The following is an 18,601-nucleotide window of genomic DNA, read 5'->3' as shown; positions in this document are numbered from 1 at the left end:
AGATAATCTGCGCCTGACTCCTTTCCCTGTCATCTCCCCCACGAAACGATTGTAAAGCTGAATGGCGTTGCAGTAAGTTTTCAGTTGTGCACTGCATAGAGAAGTTTTGATGATAATGTACAGTTTTAGAGCTATTTTCAGGCTCTTCAGCATGCCGATAAGGCAAAAATTATTACCGACGCTAAATCGAGTCTTTCAACAATGGATAAAAAGAAAAAGCCACCAGCAAAGGCTGATGGCTCAAGGTTTTTACAGTTCGGTGTCAATCGTCAGCAAAAGGCTGTAAATCATTCCCACTCAATCGTCGCCGGTGGTTTGCCCGAAATATCATAAACTACCCGGGAAATGCCGTTAACTTCGTTGATAATGCGATTGGATACGCGGCCCAGGAAGTCATACGGCAGGTGCGCCCAGTGGGCGGTCATGAAGTCGATGGTTTCGACCGCACGCAGTGAGACAACCCAGTCATATTTGCGGCCATCGCCCATCACGCCAACGGAACGCACAGGCAGGAACACGGTAAAGGCCTGGCTGACTTTGTTGTAGAGGTCGGCTTTGTGCAGCTCTTCAATAAAGATGGCATCTGCGCGACGCAGCAGGTCACAATACTCTTTCTTCACTTCACCCAGCACGCGCACGCCAAGGCCAGGCCCCGGGAACGGATGACGATAGAGCATATCGTAAGGCAGACCTAACTCCAGACCGATCTTACGCACTTCGTCTTTAAACAGCTCACGCAGCGGCTCGACCAGGCCCATCTTCATCTCTTTTGGCAGGCCACCCACGTTGTGGTGCGACTTGATCACGTGCGCTTTACCGGTAGCCGAGGCAGCGGATTCAATCACGTCAGGATAAATAGTGCCCTGCGCCAGCCACTTCACGTCCTGCAGGCGCAGTGCCTGCTCGTCAAACACTTCGACGAAAACGCGGCCAATGATTTTGCGCTTCGCTTCCGGATCGTTTTCCCCTGCCAGGGCATCCAGGAAACGTGCTTCACCGTCAACGTGCACAATATTCAGACCAAAATGGTCGCCGAACATGTCCAGCACCTGCTCAGCTTCGTTCAGGCGCAGCAGCCCGTTATCCACGAATACGCAGGTCAGGTTTTTACCGATGGCGCGATGCAGCAGCATGGCAGTCACTGACGAATCCACACCGCCGGATAAGCCCAGGATCACTTTGTCGTTGCCGACCTGCACACGCAGACGCTCGACGGCATCCTCAATGATTTTCGCCGGTGTCCAGAGCGCTTCACATTCACAAATATCCATCACGAAACGTTCCAGCATGCGCAGTCCCTGACGCGTGTGCGTGACTTCCGGGTGGAACTGCACGCCATAGAAGCGTTTCTCTTCGTTAGCCATGATGGCAAACGGACAGGTTTCTGTGCTGGCGACCGTAACAAAACCATCAGGGATAGCGGTCACTTTATCGCCGTGGCTCATCCAGACATCCAGCAGCGGTTTACCGGCAGCGCTGATGGCATCTTCGATATCGCGAATCAGCGCGCTTGCGGTGTTGACTTCAACCTGCGCATAGCCAAACTCGCGCTCGTTGGACCCTTCTACCTTGCCACCCAACTGCATCGCCATGGTTTGCATGCCGTAACATACACCCAGAACCGGTACACCCGCGGTAAACACATAGTCAGGTGCGCGCGGGCTGTCGTTTTCGGTGGTACTTTCCGGGCCGCCAGACAGGATGATGCCGCTTGGATTGAACTGGCGAATCTGCGCTTCGGTGACATCCCATGCCCAGAGTTCACAGTACACGCCAAGCTCACGTACGCGGCGCGCGACCAGCTGAGTATATTGAGAACCAAAATCGAGAATCAGAATGCGGTGCTTATGGATATTTTCCGTCGTCATTGAGGGGTTTCCAGAACGGTGACTTTAAGTAAAGCGCCCGGCTGTTGCCGGGCGGGAAATCTTACGGGGTTATGAACCCATGCGGTAGTTTGGTGACTCTTTGGTGATGGTCACATCATGCACGTGGCTTTCATTGATGCCCGCACCGCTGATACGCACGAATTCAGCTTTGGTACGCAGGTCATCAATGGTCTGGCAGCCGGTCAGGCCCATACAGGAGCGCAGGCCGCCCATTTGCTGATGCACGATCTCTTTCAGGCGGCCTTTATAGGCCACGCGGCCTTCGATACCTTCTGGCACCAGCTTGTCAGCAGCGTTATCGGTCTGGAAGTAGCGGTCCGATGATCCTTTAGACATCGCGCCCAGCGAGCCCATTCCACGGTAGGATTTAAAAGAACGGCCCTGGTAAAGTTCGATTTCACCCGGCGATTCTTCAGTACCTGCCAGCATCGATCCCACCATCACACAGGACGCGCCCGCCGCAATCGCCTTAGCGATATCACCAGAGAAACGAATCCCGCCATCTGCGATAACCGGAATGCCCGTGCCTTCCAGCGCGGCAACGGCGTCAGAAACGGCGGTAATCTGAGGTACACCCACACCGGTAACAATACGGGTGGTACAAATTGAGCCAGGGCCGATACCGACTTTGACCGCGCTCACGCCAGCTTCAACCAGCGCCAGCGCACCTGCACCTGTCGCCACGTTGCCGCCGACGATTTCAAGCTCAGGATATTTAGCGCGGGTTTCGCGAATACGTTGCAGCACGCCTTCGGAGTGGCCATGCGATGAATCAATAAGCAGTACGTCCACCCCTGCTGCAACCAGGGCATCCACGCGCTCTTCATTGCCCGCACCTGCACCCACGGCGGCACCAACGCGCAGACGACCCTGCGCATCTTTACAGGCGTTAGGTTTACGTTCGGCTTTCTGGAAGTCTTTAACGGTGATCATGCCCAGCAGGTGGAAACTGTCATCCACGACCAGCGCTTTTTCTACACGCTTTTCATGCATTCTGTGCAGCACGACATCACGGGCTTCGCCCTCTTTCACTGTAACCAGACGTTCTTTCGGCGTCATAACGGCAGTGACGGGCTGGGTAAGATCGGTGACGAAGCGCACATCGCGACCGGTGATAATGCCCACCAGTTCGTTGTCCGCGTTCACCACCGGATAGCCGGCAAAGCCGTTACGTTCGGTCAGCTCTTTGACTTCTGCCAGCGTGGTGGTTGGCAACACGGTCTGCGGTTCGGTGACCACGCCGCTTTCATGCTTTTTAACCTTACGCACTTCATCTGCCTGGCGCTCAATCGACATATTTTTGTGAATGAAGCCCAGACCGCCCTCTTGCGCCAGCGCAATAGCCAGACCCGCTTCGGTCACGGTATCCATCGCAGCAGAAAGCATTGGAATGTTCAGACGAATGTTTTTGGTCAGTTGAGTGCTGAGATCGGCCGTATTCGGCAGGACGGTGGAGTGTGCAGGAACGAGCAGGACGTCGTCAAAAGTGAGTGCTTCTTTAGCGATTCTTAACATGGCAATACTCCACCTTGGGTGCGTGAGAATAGATAAAATATTGCCGCGGCATTATACAGGCCGTAATCGATTGCCTCCACTATTATTTAATAAAAAGTCTTGATCCGCACAATCAGCAATGTAGTATCGACTGATTAACCTACTGATTTGGAATTTGATCTTCGTCACATGTCGCTGCCGCCAAACGCCAATATTTTTACCGTCAGCCGTCTCAATACCACAGTGCGTCAGCTGCTGGAAAATGAGATGGGTTTGGTTTGGCTCAGTGCCGAGATCTCCAATTTCACCCAGCCTGCCTCGGGTCACTGGTACTTCACCCTAAAAGATGATGGCGCACAGGTACGCTGTGCCATGTTCCGCAATGGCAATCGTCGCGTCACGTTTCGTCCTCAGCACGGTCAGCAGGTCCTGGTGCGCGCGAACATCACCTTGTATGAACCGCGCGGCGATTATCAGCTGATTATTGAAAGCATGCATCCCGCTGGTGAAGGCCTGTTGCAGCAGCAGTTTGAGCAGTTGAAAGCTAAGCTGGCACAGGAAGGCTTATTCGAGCCCGGGCACAAAAAACCCTTGCCCCAACCGGCTAAACAGGTTGGCGTTATTACTTCCGCGACCGGTGCAGCCCTGCACGATGTACTGCGTGTGCTGCATCGTCGCGATCCGTCATTGCCTGTGGTGATTTACCCCACCGCCGTACAGGGCGTGGATGCGCCTGCCGCTATCGTGCGCGCCATTGAGCTTGCGAACCAGCGTGCAGAGTGCGACGTGCTCATCGTGGGGCGCGGCGGCGGTTCGCTGGAAGATCTGTGGAGTTTTAACGACGAGCGAGTCGCGCGTGCGATTTTTGCCAGTCGCATTCCCGTGGTCAGCGCGGTGGGCCATGAAACCGACGTGACTATTGCCGATTTTGTTGCGGACCTGCGCGCGCCAACGCCTTCTGCCGCGGCAGAGATTGTCAGCCGTAATCAGCTTGAACTTCTGCGTCAGCTGCAGTCACAACAGCAGCGGCTGGAAATGGCGATGGATTATTATCTGGCACGCCAGCAGCGGGGCTTTAGCCGTTTAGATCACCGCCTGCAACAGCAGCATCCGCAGTTGCGCCTGGCCCGCCAGCAGACTGCACTGTTTCGCTTACAGCAGCGCCTGAGCGAAGCGATGGAAGTGCGGCTGCGCAACGCCAGCCGCCAGCAGGATCGCCTGTCACAGAGGCTGGCACAGCAGCAACCACAGAAGCGCCTGTATCTGGCGCAACAAAGCCTGCAAAGCTGGCATTATCGCCTGCAACAAAGCATGGAGAAATTGCTTAACCGCGACAAAAACCGCTTCGGTCAGCTTGCGGCCCAGTTGGAAGGCGTCAGCCCGTTAGCCACCCTGGCGCGTGGCTTCAGCGTCACCACCGACAACGCGGGTCAGGTGGTGAAAAAAACACGTCAGTTAAGCAACGGCGATTTACTGCGTACCCGCCTTGATGATGGCTGGGTAGAAAGTCAGGTCACTCAGCTGATTCCTGAAAAACCGAAACGAAAGAAAAGCATTTCTTAACTATACTTCCTGGTACATCCCTCGTGCCAAGGAGTCTACAATGGCTTTCAGCGTTATACCTCCCTACATTCTTCGTAAGATTATTGCTCACGGTTCCGGCTATCAGCAGGAGCAGGCGCGCCGTACGCTCACCCACGTTCAGCACCTGATGGCGGAGCACTGGCAAAAGACCGCTGCACCCAAGACCACGCAGGCCGGGAAGATTGAGCGTGAAATCTATGACGCCAAAAATCAGGAAACGTTTCCGGGCACCCTGGTGCGTAAAGAAGGCCAGTCCTCAAATGGTGACATTGCCGCCGACGAGGCCTGGAACTATCTTGGCGTAACTCATGACTTTTTCTGGCAAATCTATAAACGCAATTCTCTGGATAATAACGGTTTGAAATTAGCTGGCACCGTGCATTATGGCGAGAAATATCAGAATGCCTTCTGGAATGGTCAGCAGATGGTATTCGGAGACGGCGATGGTGAAATCTTTAACCGCTTTACCATCGCAATCGACGTTGTTGCGCATGAGTTATCGCACGGTGTCACAGAAACCGAGGCCGGTTTGATCTATTTTGAACAGGCTGGCGCACTGAATGAGTCGATGTCCGACGTATTTGGCTCTCTGGTGAAGCAGTTCAGTAAGAAACAGACGGCGGAGAAAGCCGACTGGATCATTGGTGAAGGCTTGCTGGCGAAAGGTATCCACGGTAAAGGCTTGCGATCGATGTCGCACCCCGGCACCGCTTATGACGATCCCATGTTGGGTAAAGACCCGCAACCGGGCCATATGGACGATTATATTAAAACGCGTGAAGATAACGGCGGTGTGCATCTGAATTCTGGCATTCCTAACCGTGCCTTTTATCTGGCAGCAAAAGCATTAGGTGGATTTGCCTGGGAACAGGCAGGGCAAGCCTGGTATGACACCTTATGTGATGATAATTTGCATCAGGATGCTGACTTTAAAGCCTTTGCACAGTTGACCGTGCAGCACGGTGAAAAGCGCTTTGATCGTTCTGTTGGTAGCAAAATTGAACAGGCGTGGAAAGAGGTAGGCGTATTATGAGTCAACTCCCCGAACTTACCGATGACGCAACCATTGTGGTTACGCGTGAAGGTGGCTTTGCTTTTATTCCCGGCTTACGTAGCGAGCGTCGTTTTCCTTTGGGTGAACTTCCTGCGCCAGAGAAACAGCGCGTCTGTAAAGTGCTGGAACAGGCGATGCCGCTGTGCGAACCAGAGGAAAAAGCGGCTAAGGTAGGCGGCGGGGACCAGCGCTATTTTCGTATCCAGATCCAGTACGCCACGCGCCGTGAAGCAGGCACTGTAGTGCTCCTGATACCGGAGCAGTCGGCACCGCCGGAGCTGGCGTCGCTCTTCCGCGACGGAAAATATGACTAGTCCTGGCATAGGTTGACACTTTTTTATCTTTTAAAACGCCTGATGTACCTCATCAGGCGTTTTGTATTTTAATGACAGATGAGGACGCTGGCTGTTATAGATCCTGACTGACTCACTGACCATCCTGCCTGCCTGCACCACGTCTGCCGGACGCGTAATCAGTAATTCATTTTTCAGTATGCCGTTAACCCTTTCTGCCAGCGCATTCTGATAGCAGTCGTAGCCGTCCGTCATTGAACAGACAAGACCGTGTTTTTTATGCACTGACTGATACATTGCCGAACAGTACTGAAGTCCGCGATCTGAGTGGTGGATCAGGCGGCCCTTTCCCTGCCGCTCCCTCAGTGCCATTTGCAGCGCCTTAATAACGTGTTCCGTATGCAGACTTTCATGAACATGATACCCCACGATTTTTCGTGAGAAAGCGTCCGTTACCAGACTGATGTAGGCCATACCTGTCCTTACCGGAAGCCAGGTGATGTCGGCAACCCATACCTGCTCCGGACCGGAGATAACCGTCTGCTCCGGCCCCGCTTTCAGCAGATTCGGATGCCTGTAAAAATGATGACGGCTGTTCGTTGTTTTATGATAAGCCCTTGCCGGATGAACCAGTAACCGGGCTTCCCGCAGCACAGCGAACAGACTGTCCCGCCCGATATGCAATGCGGCATCTTCCCGCTCGTTAAGAATATGCTGCAGTTTCCGGGTACCCAGTCGGGGCTGCTGTAACCTGATAAGTCTGACTTCCTCAGTAATGCGGTGTGCCTTTTCAGACCTGCGCATTTCACGCCGGCATCCCTGATACCAGGCCTGACGGCTTATCTTTAAATACCGGCAGACCCTGACGACAGTCAGCTTCAGGGATTGTGTCTGTGCTTTCGCGATAAGGACGCTAACTGCTTCTTTGTGAGTGTGGCACCGAATTCGGTGTTCATCACCTTCACGACAGCTTCAAAAAACTGCGCTTTAACTTCGGATTCAGCCAGTTGCTGCTCAAGCTCTTTGATTCGCTGTTCAGGTGTGAGGGGGAGAGATTTTGTCATGTTTCCTCCACGGGTGGTGCGCTGCCGGGATGACTGCCAGTCCAGATGACCGGATTTACGTAACCACATGAGCACGGTGGAACATCCCTGGATGCCGTAGCGTTCCTGAGCCTGGCGGTAAGTCATCTCGCCTTTTTCAACCTGCTCCACGACTGCCAGCTTAAAGGACAGAGAGTAATCCCGCTGAGTGCGTTTAACATACTGTTTCATCACATTCTCCTCAAAACCAGTGGAAAATGTGTCAACGCTATTCAGGACGGGACAATAAGCAGAAAAAAGGGCCGCTAGCGGCCCTTTTCTTTTATCCGTTACGACGTGCTGTTACTTGCTGTCAGGCAGCGCATAAGCAATCACGTAATCACCGCGATCCGGTGACTGACGTGCACCGCCTGCCGAGATCAGAATGTACTGCTTACCGGTTTTTGGTGAGACATAGCTCATCGGGCCGCCCTGACTTCCCACAGGCAGACGCGCTTTCCACACCTCTTTACCGGTTGCGCTATCGAATGCCCGCAGATAGTAATCCTGGGTGCCGGCAATAAAGACCAGACCGCCCTGAGTTGCCAGCGTGCCGCCCAGCGTTGGCATACCGATTGGCATTTTGGCGCGCATTTTAATCCCAAACGGACCGGTATCCTGTACGGTACCAACCGGGACCTGCCAGACGATTTTCTGGGTCTTCATATCGATAGCTGACAAGGTACCAAACGGCGGTGCCTGGCAGGGAATGCCCAGCGGTGACATAAAGCGGTTCTTGTTCACCGCATAAGGTGTGCCTTTCAGAGGAACGGCGCCCATACCGGTATTAATCGCTTCACCGCCGTTGCTGCCACGGGAAACCTTGCTGGTATCCACCGGAATCATCTGTACCCACAATCCTAAACGCATGTCGTTGACAAACAACAGGTTGTTATTTGGATCGGTGGACATGCTGCCCCAGTTCATCCCACCCAGCGAGCCAGGGAAGCTCAGCGACTTATCGGTGCCCGGCACGGTAAACAGGCCGTCATAGCGCATGGATTTAAACGCGATACGGCAGGCAAGCTGATCGAACGGCGTGGCGCCCCACATATCAGACTCTTTCAGTTTCTGATTGCCAATCATTGGCATACCGGTCGAATGCGGCTGGGTTTTCGTATATTGCTCGTTCGGGATATGCCCCTGCGGCATCGGCAGCTCTTCCACTTTAGTGAGAGGCTTGCCGGTCAGACGATCCAGCACAAAGATCATGCCGGTCTTGCCACCGATAACCACCGCAGGTTTGGTGCTGCCGTCCTTCATCGGGAAGTCGATCAGGCTGGGCTGCATCGGCAGATCGAAGTCCCAGAGATCGTTATGTACGGTCTGATAAACCCACTTCTCTTTGCCGGTTGTGGCATCAAGCGCCAGTACTGAGGCACCGTATTTATGGTCGAGTGCGTTGCGGTTCGCCCCCCACAGATCGACTGAGGAGCTTCCCATTGGAATAAACACGGTGTTCATGGCCGGATCATAGGACATGGGTGCCCATGAGTTCGGCGTACTCCGCGTGTAGTCCTTACCCGGCATCAGAATGGCATTGGGATCGGTATTGCCCGGGTCAAAGGCCCAACGCATCTGGCCGGTGATCACGTCAAAACCGCGCAACACACCGCCTGGCATGTCTGTTTTAACGTTGTCAGCCACGCGCCCGCCTACAACAACCGTTGTACCGGCAATCGTGGGTGCAGACGTGAGCTGATAAAGGGGATCGGGCGCATCACCCAGGCCCGCTTTGAGATCGACGATGCCGTGGTTTCCGAAGTCCTCACAGAATTCACCGTTGTCGGCATTGATAGCAATAAGACGTGCATCAATGGTATTCATCAGAATACGGCGCTGGCAGCTGTCTCCGGCAGCCAGAGTCACGCCTGGGACCGGCGTTGATCCCGGTTGAGTTGGCTGGGTAAGCGGTTTGGTGGCATCAAAATAGGCCAGTCCACGGCAGCGCGGCCAGACTTCTGCCTGGGCATTAATTTCACGCTTCCAAATCTGCTTGCCGCTGTCGGCTTCAACCGTAATCACATTGTTATGCGGGGTGCAAAGATAGACGGTATTTCCCACCTGCAGCGGGGTTTGCTGATCTTCAGCACCATTGCCGGTTGGGCTTTCTGGAATATCGCCAGTGTGGTAAGTCCAGGCGACCTGCAGATCCTTCACGTTATCGCGGGTGATCTGGTCCAGCGCAACAAACCGGCTTCCCCCTGCGGTATTCCCATAGTGATCCCAGTTTTGCTGTTGCTTTGACTTATCCACCGGGATCAGCGGCAGTTCCTGACCGGTTGAAGCAACGGTAGGATGAGGCTGGAACATCTGCACTAATGTGGCAACCATGCCTACGGCAATGACGGCAGAAAAGGCATACGAGACTTTTGCCAGAGAAGGCTTATTTTCACGCTTACGCAGCGCGGGCCATGTGATGAATGCCAGGATCATTAAACCCGCAGGCACCATCAGACGGGAAACCAGTGGCCAGAAATCCAGCCCGGCGTCGATAACGGCCCAGATTAACGTCCCGACAAACACCAGCAGGAACAGAACCACTGCCGATGATTTGGCACGGACAAACTGAATGGCGGACAGCACCATCACGATGCCTGCAATCAGAAAATACCAACTGCCGCCCAGCGTCGCGAGTTTTCCCCCGCCAACAGCAAAGAACAGGCCGGTTGCCAGTAGCACCAGCCCGAGCAGCACGGACCATATTCTCAACCCTTTACCGGATCGAGATGATGTTTCAGCCATAACACTTACTCTCCTGATAAACAAAGCCGCTCCCGTCCTGTGCGACCCGGCTCATCGCCGGTCACGGTGCAGGAAAAAGAAACAGCGTTGTTTTATTCCAATTAAAGCGGACCCGCGTTCATGAAAAGAATGATGTGTTCCGGAGGCAGCCTATGCTGGCGTGACTCCGTCATGACGCGGCAAAAATTGTACCACCTGGTACGTTATCCCGTGAAGGTTTATACGTGTTCGTTACGAAGCAATAGCATTTTCGCTACAAATTTTTACGCCGTTACGGCTCGCAGCGTTTGGATCGTTATGTGTTGCAGGTTGAAGCACCCAAGCGTCAGGCAGGAACAATCCTGTAAGTCAGACGGTGTTTTGAAACTAAGCCGTGACCATGATTACAAAAGTAGTCAGTCGCGCCGCAGCTTCTGAGTTGCTCAAGGGGCTGATGGCAGTCGGGGCAGACAGGCTGATAGTGATAACGGACACCACAACCGGTACAGATAAGATCGGTGGCGTCCGGGGCTAAGGGTTGCTGACATTTTTCACAGGTTGCGCTCATTTTTTTCATCCGGCCAGGCAAATAAGCGCAATTCTATGACAAAAAAAAGAGGGCCATCTGGCCCTCGATCAGTTAACGCTTATTTTTCTTCATATGCGCCATCAAACGCTTGCGCTTTCGCTGTTGCGTCGGCGTCAGCAGATTGCGTTTACCTTCATAAGGGTTTTCACCCTCTTTAAACTGAATGCGGATTGGCGTCCCCATCACGTTCAGTGAACGACGGAAGTAGTTCATCAAATAACGTTTGTAGGAGTCCGGCAGGTCTTTAACCTGATTACCGTGTATCACCACAATCGGTGGGTTATAACCGCCCGCATGGGCATATTTCAGTTTAACGCGACGACCGCGAACCAGCGGTGGCTGATGGTCTTCCGCTGCCATGTTCATAATGCGCGTCAGCAGTGACGTGTTTACTCGCTTCGTGGAGCAATCGTATGCTTCCGTGACGGACTCAAACAGGTTGCCTACGCCGCTGCCATGCAACGCCGAGATAAAGTGCACGCGCGCAAAATCGATAAAGCCCAGACGGAAGTCGAGCGTTTCTTTGACTTCGTCACGGACTTCCTGCGACAAGCCATCCCATTTGTTCACCACGATCACCAGTGAACGTCCGCTGTTCAGGATAAAGCCCAACAGGGACAGATCCTGATCGGAAATGCCGGCACGCGCATCGATCACCAGCATCACGACGTTAGCGTCTTCAATCGCCTGCAACGTTTTGATTACCGAGAATTTCTCGACCGTATCCGTGATTTTTCCGCGCTTACGTACGCCAGCGGTGTCGATCAACACATACTCGCGACCGTCACGTTCCATGGGAATGTAGATACTGTCACGGGTGGTGCCTGGCATGTCGTAAACGACCACGCGATCTTCACCGAGAATACGGTTAGTCAACGTAGACTTACCGACGTTAGGACGGCCAACAATCGCCAGCTTAATTGGCAAGGTTGTAGGATCGAAATCATCCTCTTCTTCCTCTTCCTCACCGTTTTCTTCTGCCGCTAAGGCTGCCCAGTAAGCTTCGTTTTCGTCTTCTTCGGTCATCTCGACCGGATCGACCTTCTCCATCCACGGCAGCAGGGCCGTTTCAATCAGGCTGGTGACGCCGCGGCCATGAGAAGCGGCGATGGCGTGAATCTCACCCAGCCCCAGAGAATAGAAGTCTACGACCGCCTGATCCGGATCCAGTCCGTCAGTTTTATTCGCGACCAGAAACGTCGCTTTTTGGCGAGAGCGAAGATGTTTTGCAATTTGCCGATCGGCGGCCATCATGCCTGCGCGCGCGTCCACCATAAACAGCACAACGTCTGCTTCTTCAATCGCCAGCAGCGACTGCTCTGCCATACGCGTTTCAACACCGTCTTCGGTGCCATCAATACCGCCGGTATCGATAACAATAAATTCGCGCCCTTCCACTTCGGCGCGACCATATTTGCGATCGCGAGTCAGTCCAGGAAAATCCGCTACCAGCGCATCTCGTGTGCGGGTTAAACGGTTAAACAGCGTAGATTTTCCCACATTGGGACGCCCAACCAGCGCGACCACAGGTACCATAACAATGCCTCAATAATGTATTAAATCGCCCGAATGGCGTGATTATAACGGCTTTAGCCGCTCAGTTCAGGCTTAAGGCGCTAAGGATACCATGCCTGACTAAAAACGAAACGGCCCCTGATGAAATCAGGAGCCGTTGTGCCGGAAGGATAACCCTGCCTGACAACTTACCCGTTAGCGGGTAATGGCGTAAACTTCACCGTCTTTTGACTGAATCAGCAACTTGTCGCTGGCGACGACTGGCTCAGTCTGGAAGCCTGAACTGTCCAGCTTTTGCTGGGCAACAAAACGGCCGTCGGTGGTGTTCAGCCAGTGCAGATAGCCTTCGCTGTCACCGACCACAAGGTAGCCGTTATACAGGACCGGTGAAGTCAGATTGCGATGCAGCAGATCGCTTTGACGCCAGATAGCCACACCGCCATCCGCGTTGAGGGCAATCACGCGATCGTCCTGATCCACCAGGTAGATACGACCCGCATCCACAATCAGATCTTTCACACCGCCGATTTCACGTTTCCACAAAATCTGACCAGAACGTAAATCCAGTGCAGTCAGGTTACCGTTGTAGGCCAACGCATACACAACGCCGTTAACAATGACCGGCGTGGTATCCACATCGCTCAGACGGTCGATTTCTGTCGCACCGCTCGGCTGTGAAATACGCTGCTGCCAAATCAGCTGGCCCTGGTTCAGAATAACGGCGCTAACGCGGCCGTTATCGCCACCCACGATTGCGCCACCAAAGGCAACAGACGGGGCAGATTCACCGCGCAGTGACAGCGCAGGCATATCCAGGTTAACGGTCCATTTTACTGCACCGCTGGTTTGATCAAGTCCCTGCAGCATACCGTTGCTGGTGTGAACCAGTACCAGGCCATCGCTGACCACCGGACGCGACAGCGCTTCGCCCGCGGCTTTGGCTTGCCATGCAATCGCACCATCGCTGGTGTTCAGTGCATAGACCTGGCCACGTTCGCTGCCGATGTAGAGGCGGTCGCCACTCACGGTGATACCGCCAGACAGCATGGCAGAGCGGTTTTTCGAGAAGAAGCCGGTTTTCTCAGAGAGATCGACTTTCCATTTTTCTTTACCATCCGCCGCGTCGAGCGCTTTTACGATACCAAAGCGGTCAGCAGCATAAACGGTGCCGTCTTGCCAGGTCGGGTGCAGGTTAGAGTAGAAATCACCGATTCCATCACCCACGCCAGTGCTCCACACGGTCTGAGGCGTGAACTGATTTTCCACCTTCGGCAATGGGGCCATTTTCACTACATCTTCTTCGCCGCTGAACAGCGAGCAACCACTGAGCAAGGTGACTGAGATCAGCCCCGGCAGCAGGTATTTACGTAATTCCATGCGCTCTCTCTTGACTGGCTTAGCTTAAGTTATTCATCTTCATCTGCATCATTTGCTTCAGTGCAGGAGACGCATCAGATTCGACGCCTTTGCTCCATGCATCGCGCGCGCCCTGCTTATCGCCTTTGCTCAGCAGCGCTTCGCCGCGGATGTCAGCGACAATGGCTGTCCAGCCATCACCCTTCACACCGTCAAGGGTTTTAAGTGCTGCATCAGCCTGATTTTGTTGCAGTTGAATGCGTGCCAGACGCAGGTTAATGACCGCCTGCAGGTTGGCATCTTTCGTGTCTTTCAATCCGTTTTGCAGCAGGGTTGCGGCTTTGTCCAGCTGATTGCTGTCGACATACTGCTTCGCCAGATCCAGTGCCGCCAGGGCACCGTAGGTATTACTGTTTTCGCTGGCGAAAGTGTTTACCGCTTCCAGCGTTTCTGGCTTACCGGCCTGCATGGCACTGGTGACTTTCTGGTATTCAGCTGACACGGTTTTAGCTGAATCCTGCTGATGGCTGGACCAGTAACGCCAGCCGCCCAGCGCAGCGATCCCGATGACGACACCGACAGCTAAGGCTTTACCGTTGTTGGCGAAAAAGCGACGCAGCGCATCAACCTGTTCGTTCTCATTGCTATAAACTTCCACGCAATCCTTCTCCTTTCAATGGTTGTGCTGTGACACGCTTACTGCAACAGCGTGCGCAGTGCAGCAGCCGCATCCGCCTGCGCCAGCGTTTGCTGTTCGCCATTGCGCAGATCTTTAATCACGACCTGACCGGCCTTCTGTTCATCTTCACCCAGCACCAGAGCAACGCGAGCGCCCCACTTATCCGCACGGGCAAACTGCTTCTTGAAGTTACCGCCACCAAAGTTGGTCATCAGTTTTATGTCGGGCAGTTGGTCACGCAGCTTTTCAGCCAACTGCATCGCCGCTGACTGAACCCCCTGGCCGGAAGCGATAACATAGACATCGACATTGCGCGCGGGTTCAAATTCGGGATTAACCGCCTGCACTAACAACACCAGGCGCTCCATTCCCATGGCAAAACCAACAGCAGGCGTTGCCCGACCGCCCAGTTGTTCGACCAGGCCATCATAACGACCACCACCGCAAACGGTGCCCTGCGATCCCAGGCTGTCGGTAACCCATTCAATCACCGTGCGGTTGTAATAATCCAGCCCACGCACCAGGCGCTGATTGACTGTATAGGCAATACCGGCGTCGTCCAGCAGCGCACGCAGACCGTCAAAATGCTCGCGTGACTCCGCATCCAGATAATCGCCCAACTGGGGCGCATCATTTAACAGCGTCTGAATATCGGGATTTTTGCTGTCGAGTACACGCATTGGGTTGCTGTACATGCGGCGCTTGCAGTCTTCGTCCAGCGCGTCTTTGTGCTGTTCCAGAAATGCCACCAGCGCGTCGCGATAGCTGGCACGGGCTTCAAGCGAACCAATGGAGTTCAGTTCCAGACGAACATGATCGGCGATACCCAACGCTTTCCACCAGCGCGCATTGAGCATAATCAGTTCGGCATCAATATCCGGCCCCTGCAGGCCAAACACTTCAACGCCTATCTGATGAAACTGGCGATAGCGCCCTTTCTGAGGTCGCTCGTAGCGGAACATCGGGCCCATGTACCACAGGCGCTGTTCCTGATTATAAAGCAGACCGTGTTCGATACCTGCACGCACGCAGCCTGCCGTCCCTTCCGGACGAAGCGTAAGGCTTTCGCCATTGCGATCGTCAAAGGTATACATCTCTTTTTCAACCACATCGGTAACTTCACCAATGGCGCGTTTGAACAGAGGAGTCTGCTCTACGATAGGTAAGCGAATTTCGCTGTAACCATAGTTCGCCAGCACTGACTTCAGTACCGCTTCAATCCGTTGCCAGATGGCCGTATCCGCAGGCAGAAAATCGTTCATCCCGCGAATCGCTTGAATATTCTTCGCCACGTTAAAATCTCTTAATACAAAAAAACCTGTCCGGCATCATACCTCATGAGGATGAAACCGCACAGGCTCAGCTAAAAAAGTCATGCATGCCGAACAGGAACCGGATTATTTTTCCAGTTGCTGCACGTCAATACGACGGGATTCATCCAGCATGGCCGCTTTGGCACGAATGCGCGCTTCCAGTTGATCGATCATATCGTCATTATCCAGACGCACGCGCTGACGCACGCCATCTTCATAGAAGCCGCTTTTCTTGTTGCTGCCAGTCACGCCCAGCGTGGATACCGTGGCTTCGCCCGGACCATTCACCACACAGCCGATAATGGAGACGTCCATCGGGGTGATGATGTCTTCCAGGCGCTGCTCCAGGGCGTTAACCGTACCGATAACGTCAAACTCCTGACGTGAACAGGTCGGGCAGGCAATGAAGTTGATACCGCGAGAACGAATGCGCAGCGACTTCAGAATATCAAAGCCGACTTTCACCTCTTCAACCGGATCGGCGGCCAGAGAAATACGCAACGTGTCGCCAATCCCTTCGGCCAGCAACAGCCCCAGGCCAATAGCGGACTTCACCGCACCTGCGCGCGCGCCGCCCGCTTCGGTAATCCCAAGATGCAGAGGCTGCTCGATTTGTTTTGCCAGCAGACGATAAGATTCAACCGCCAGAAAAACATCCGAGGCTTTAACGCTGACTTTGAATTGATCGAAGTTGAGGCGATCAAGATGATCGACATGCCGCATCGCTGATTCCAGCAGGGCCTGCGGTGTAGGTTCACCGTATTTTTCCTGCAGATCTTTTTCCAGCGATCCGGCGTTAACACCGATACGAATAGGGATATTTTTATCGCGGGCGCAGTCAACGACGGCGCGAATACGCTCGTTATTACCGATATTGCCCGGATTAATACGCAGGCAGTCTACGCCGTATTCAGCCACTTTAAGCGCGATACGGTAGTCAAAGTGGATATCGGCCACCAGCGGCACATTGACCTGCTGCTTAATCAGCTTAAAGGCTTCTGCGGCATCCATGGTCGGTACCGAAATGCGCACGATATCAACGCCCACGCGCTCAAGGGCTTTAATCTGGTTTACCGTCGCGGCCACGTCAGTGGTGCGGGTGTTGGTCATCGACTGGACGGCGATTGGCGCGCCGTCGCCAACGGGCACCTGGCCGACGTAAATACGTTTGGACTTACGGCGGATAATGGGTGCTTGGTTATGCATATTTCTTCTCCACAATTGCCCGGTACACGCGATACGCTGTTATTGCGCACCCAACGTCAGGCGAGCAACCTGGTTATTACGGATAAAACGACTTAAATCAACGGGTTTATTCTGATATTGCACCTGAACAACGGATGGCGCGCCAATTTTCAGACGATAAGGTGCTGTGCCTGACAGGCTCAGCTTGCCGCCGCTACGCTGAATACCGCTGAACAGTTTTTTACCGGTAGCATCCGTGACGTCCAGCCAGCAGTCGCCTGTAAAGGTCATGACCACTGAATTGGGATCGGCAGCCGGTTCGCTGACCGCCGCTGCGCCTACTGGCATCTGCTGCGCAGTGTTGGCCGGTGCAGTGCTACTGGTATCAGTCGGTGCCTGCGAAGGCGACACGACTGCGTTGTTCTCTTCCGGCTGCGTCGCCGCAGCAGTGTTATTGCCGTTACTGCTTTCAGCGGGTGCCGTGCTGGTCGCTGCGCCAGTGTTAGCCGGTGTACTGCTGGTATTATTGTTCAGCGGTACGCTGGTGCTGTTATCCGTTGATGCGGCGTTAGTTTGCCCTAACGGGATTGACTGGCTGCTGTCGCTGCTACTGCCGTTCTGATCGGCCATCGACACCAGCTCATCCTGAGAGGCTTTATGGTTCTGCCACCACCAGGCACCCGTCAGACCGACCACCACGAAGATCACCAGCCAGGTGAAAATCATCAGCCAGCCGTCGCGTTTCTTACGGCGTTTGCCCAGGGAAAAACTCTGCATCGGCTCAATTTTTGTGGCGCGAACCGGCGTCTGTTTTTCCATCATCGGCAGCAGTTCCTCTTCAGGAATATGCACCAGACGGGCATAAGAACGGATGTAACCGCGCAGGAAGGTAGAGGCTAAATTCGCAGGTAATCTGTCTTCTTCAATTTCACGTACGGTAGAAAGTTTAAGGCACAGGCGTTCAGCAACATGTTGCTGCGTGAGTCCCATTTGTTCACGGGCCAGACGCAGGCGTGTACCTGTGGAATGAACTGCAGAATTTTCTTGAGTGGCTTCAGTATTCATTAGCTAAATAACGCTGGTACTGTATCGATTGCGGAAAACGTCGCGCTAACTGGTCGCCATAACGTGAAACGTCTGCGGCATTTCCCTGTTGCGCGGCGAAACGTATGTGTAACGCCAGGCTGCGTGCCGTCGTCGGCAGCGGCTGGTAAAGCTCTAATAATAGCGCTACGTTAGCCCACTGGTCATTTTCGACCGCGCTTTCAGCTTCGGCTAGTAGCGCCTCTCCTTTACTCTGGTCCGCATCGAGCGCATATGACAACGCAGCACGCGCTGCCTGTCTGTCCCCTGCCCGCAGATAACAATACCCCGACAGTTCATACGCATCGATACGGGCGTCTCCTTCCTGCGCACCCTTCGCCCGGATAAACTGTTGATGCGCATCATCATACTGCCCTAAAGCGCAAAGAAACGCACCGTAATTGTTAGGGATGTAACCATTATGTGGCGCAATTCGCTGCGCATTTGAAAAATGGAAATGCGCAGCGGCGTTTTGCCCTTGCCGCTGAGCCAGCCTGGCCAACGCCAGGGGCACCCGGTAATCCTGGGGATCAGCAGCCTGTGCCCGCAGGAGATTACGGCGCGCAGCAGGGTAATCTTCCACTGCCAGGTAGTGCATACCCAATTGCAAACGCAGTTCTGCTGCCCCGGGTTGTGACGGTGAACTGACACAACCGCTTACAACAAAAACGGCCAGTAATGCCGCGCGCATCCCTTTGCACATATCGTCTCCATCCTGTTATCTCTGTGGCGGGCATCAGCCTGCCACGCAGAGACAGAAT

At 54.0% G+C, this 18,601-nt stretch carries 15 protein-coding genes; 3 read left to right on the top strand and 12 right to left on the bottom strand.

Annotation, left to right across the window (positions count from 1 at the left end):
- Positions 1-287: 287 nt before the first annotated feature.
- Both guaA and guaB read right to left on the bottom strand, forming a co-directional pair.
- Positions 288-1,868, bottom strand: a complete 1,581-nt coding sequence (gene guaA, locus QNH99_RS06515; RefSeq protein ID WP_063880555.1) for a glutamine-hydrolyzing GMP synthase — start codon at positions 1,866-1,868, stop codon at positions 288-290.
- A gap of 69 nt (positions 1,869-1,937) precedes the next feature.
- Positions 1,938-3,404 (bottom strand): IMP dehydrogenase, encoded by a 1,467-nt coding sequence (gene guaB / locus QNH99_RS06510; protein ID WP_063880556.1) that lies wholly within the window; start codon positions 3,402-3,404, stop codon positions 1,938-1,940.
- Between the two features lie 168 nt (positions 3,405-3,572).
- Between guaB and xseA the strand changes: the two genes are divergently transcribed.
- The 3 genes from xseA to QNH99_RS06495 are packed head-to-tail and all read left to right on the top strand — an operon-like array spanning position 3,573 to position 6,335.
- Positions 3,573-4,946, top strand: a complete 1,374-nt coding sequence (gene xseA, locus QNH99_RS06505) for an exodeoxyribonuclease VII large subunit (RefSeq protein WP_096012873.1) — start codon at positions 3,573-3,575, stop codon at positions 4,944-4,946.
- Positions 4,947-4,986: 40 nt separating this feature from the next.
- A complete protein-coding gene (locus tag QNH99_RS06500) occupies positions 4,987-6,000 on the top strand; it encodes a M4 family metallopeptidase (RefSeq protein ID WP_256853035.1) in 1,014 nt (337 codons plus the stop codon).
- Positions 5,997-6,335, top strand: coding sequence for a protealysin inhibitor emfourin (locus QNH99_RS06495; protein ID WP_145394936.1), 339 nt, complete (start codon positions 5,997-5,999; stop codon positions 6,333-6,335). Before QNH99_RS06500 ends, QNH99_RS06495 begins: the two co-directional genes overlap by 4 nt.
- Before the next feature lie 30 nt (positions 6,336-6,365).
- Here the strand turns inward: QNH99_RS06495 and QNH99_RS06490 are convergent.
- The 10 genes from QNH99_RS06490 to pilW form a co-directional block, all read right to left on the bottom strand.
- Positions 6,366-7,588, bottom strand: a protein-coding gene (locus QNH99_RS06490; RefSeq protein WP_410517458.1) for an IS3 family transposase whose coding sequence is annotated in 2 segments (ribosomal slippage) — positions 6,366-7,241 and positions 7,244-7,588 — 1,221 coding nt in all. Because the reading frame shifts where the segments join, the coding sequence is not laid out codon by codon here.
- Between the two features lie 111 nt (positions 7,589-7,699).
- Complete coding sequence (locus QNH99_RS06485) at positions 7,700-10,141, bottom strand: glucose/quinate/shikimate family membrane-bound PQQ-dependent dehydrogenase (RefSeq protein ID WP_410517457.1); 2,442 nt, start codon at positions 10,139-10,141, stop codon at positions 7,700-7,702.
- A 325-nt stretch (positions 10,142-10,466) separates the two neighbouring features.
- Complete coding sequence (locus QNH99_RS06480; RefSeq protein WP_074181031.1) at positions 10,467-10,688, bottom strand: zinc ribbon domain-containing protein; 222 nt, start codon at positions 10,686-10,688, stop codon at positions 10,467-10,469.
- A 72-nt stretch (positions 10,689-10,760) separates the two neighbouring features.
- The gene (gene der, locus QNH99_RS06475; RefSeq protein ID WP_256853037.1) at positions 10,761-12,245 is read right to left on the bottom strand and encodes a ribosome biogenesis GTPase Der; all 1,485 of its coding nucleotides are present in this window, start codon (positions 12,243-12,245) and stop codon (positions 10,761-10,763) included.
- 174 nt (positions 12,246-12,419) lie between these two features.
- Positions 12,420-13,601 (bottom strand): outer membrane protein assembly factor BamB, encoded by a 1,182-nt coding sequence (gene bamB, locus QNH99_RS06470; protein WP_063880561.1) that lies wholly within the window; start codon positions 13,599-13,601, stop codon positions 12,420-12,422.
- 19 nt (positions 13,602-13,620) lie between these two features.
- On the bottom strand, positions 13,621-14,238 hold the full coding sequence (locus QNH99_RS06465) for a YfgM family protein (protein WP_063880562.1): 618 nt from the start codon (positions 14,236-14,238) through the stop codon (positions 13,621-13,623).
- Positions 14,239-14,276: 38 nt separating this feature from the next.
- A complete protein-coding gene (hisS, locus tag QNH99_RS06460) occupies positions 14,277-15,551 on the bottom strand; it encodes a histidine--tRNA ligase (RefSeq protein WP_096012820.1) in 1,275 nt (424 codons plus the stop codon).
- 105 nt (positions 15,552-15,656) lie between these two features.
- Positions 15,657-16,778, bottom strand: coding sequence for a flavodoxin-dependent (E)-4-hydroxy-3-methylbut-2-enyl-diphosphate synthase (ispG, locus tag QNH99_RS06455; RefSeq protein WP_063880564.1), 1,122 nt, complete (start codon positions 16,776-16,778; stop codon positions 15,657-15,659).
- A gap of 39 nt (positions 16,779-16,817) precedes the next feature.
- Entirely contained in the window at positions 16,818-17,822 is a 1,005-nt protein-coding gene (rodZ, locus tag QNH99_RS06450) for a cytoskeleton protein RodZ (RefSeq protein WP_109717539.1), read from the bottom strand.
- Complete coding sequence (pilW, locus tag QNH99_RS06445) at positions 17,812-18,543, bottom strand: type IV pilus biogenesis/stability protein PilW (protein ID WP_063880566.1); 732 nt, start codon at positions 18,541-18,543, stop codon at positions 17,812-17,814. The genes rodZ and pilW overlap by 11 nt, the downstream gene beginning before the upstream one ends.
- Between the last annotated feature and the right edge of the window lie 58 nt (positions 18,544-18,601).

This window comes from Pantoea allii (assembly GCF_046529425.1).
Classification (GTDB): domain Bacteria; phylum Pseudomonadota; class Gammaproteobacteria; order Enterobacterales; family Enterobacteriaceae; genus Pantoea; species Pantoea allii.
The sequence above is the reverse complement of the archived record's forward strand: the minus strand, read 5'-3'. Positions and strand labels throughout refer to the sequence as shown.

What these genes read in the sequence shown, in the direction of transcription:
- QNH99_RS06495 (WP_145394936.1), top strand. Translation starts at nt 5,997, where the DNA reads ATGAGTCAACTCCCCGAACTTACCGATGACGCAACCATTGTGGTTACG.
- ispG (WP_063880564.1), bottom strand. Translation starts at nt 16,778, where the DNA reads ATGCATAACCAAGCACCCATTATCCGCCGTAAGTCCAAACGTATTTAC.
- xseA (WP_096012873.1), top strand. Translation starts at nt 3,573, where the DNA reads ATGTCGCTGCCGCCAAACGCCAATATTTTTACCGTCAGCCGTCTCAAT.
- QNH99_RS06485 (WP_410517457.1), bottom strand. Translation starts at nt 10,141, where the DNA reads ATGGCTGAAACATCATCTCGATCCGGTAAAGGGTTGAGAATATGGTCC.
- der (WP_256853037.1), bottom strand. Translation starts at nt 12,245, where the DNA reads ATGGTACCTGTGGTCGCGCTGGTTGGGCGTCCCAATGTGGGAAAATCT.
- QNH99_RS06500 (WP_256853035.1), top strand. Translation starts at nt 4,987, where the DNA reads ATGGCTTTCAGCGTTATACCTCCCTACATTCTTCGTAAGATTATTGCT.
- bamB (WP_063880561.1), bottom strand. Translation starts at nt 13,601, where the DNA reads ATGGAATTACGTAAATACCTGCTGCCGGGGCTGATCTCAGTCACCTTG.
- pilW (WP_063880566.1), bottom strand. Translation starts at nt 18,543, where the DNA reads ATGTGCAAAGGGATGCGCGCGGCATTACTGGCCGTTTTTGTTGTAAGC.
- guaA (WP_063880555.1), bottom strand. Translation starts at nt 1,868, where the DNA reads ATGACGACGGAAAATATCCATAAGCACCGCATTCTGATTCTCGATTTT.
- guaB (WP_063880556.1), bottom strand. Translation starts at nt 3,404, where the DNA reads ATGTTAAGAATCGCTAAAGAAGCACTCACTTTTGACGACGTCCTGCTC.
- rodZ (WP_109717539.1), bottom strand. Translation starts at nt 17,822, where the DNA reads ATGAATACTGAAGCCACTCAAGAAAATTCTGCAGTTCATTCCACAGGT.
- QNH99_RS06480 (WP_074181031.1), bottom strand. Translation starts at nt 10,688, where the DNA reads ATGAGCGCAACCTGTGAAAAATGTCAGCAACCCTTAGCCCCGGACGCC.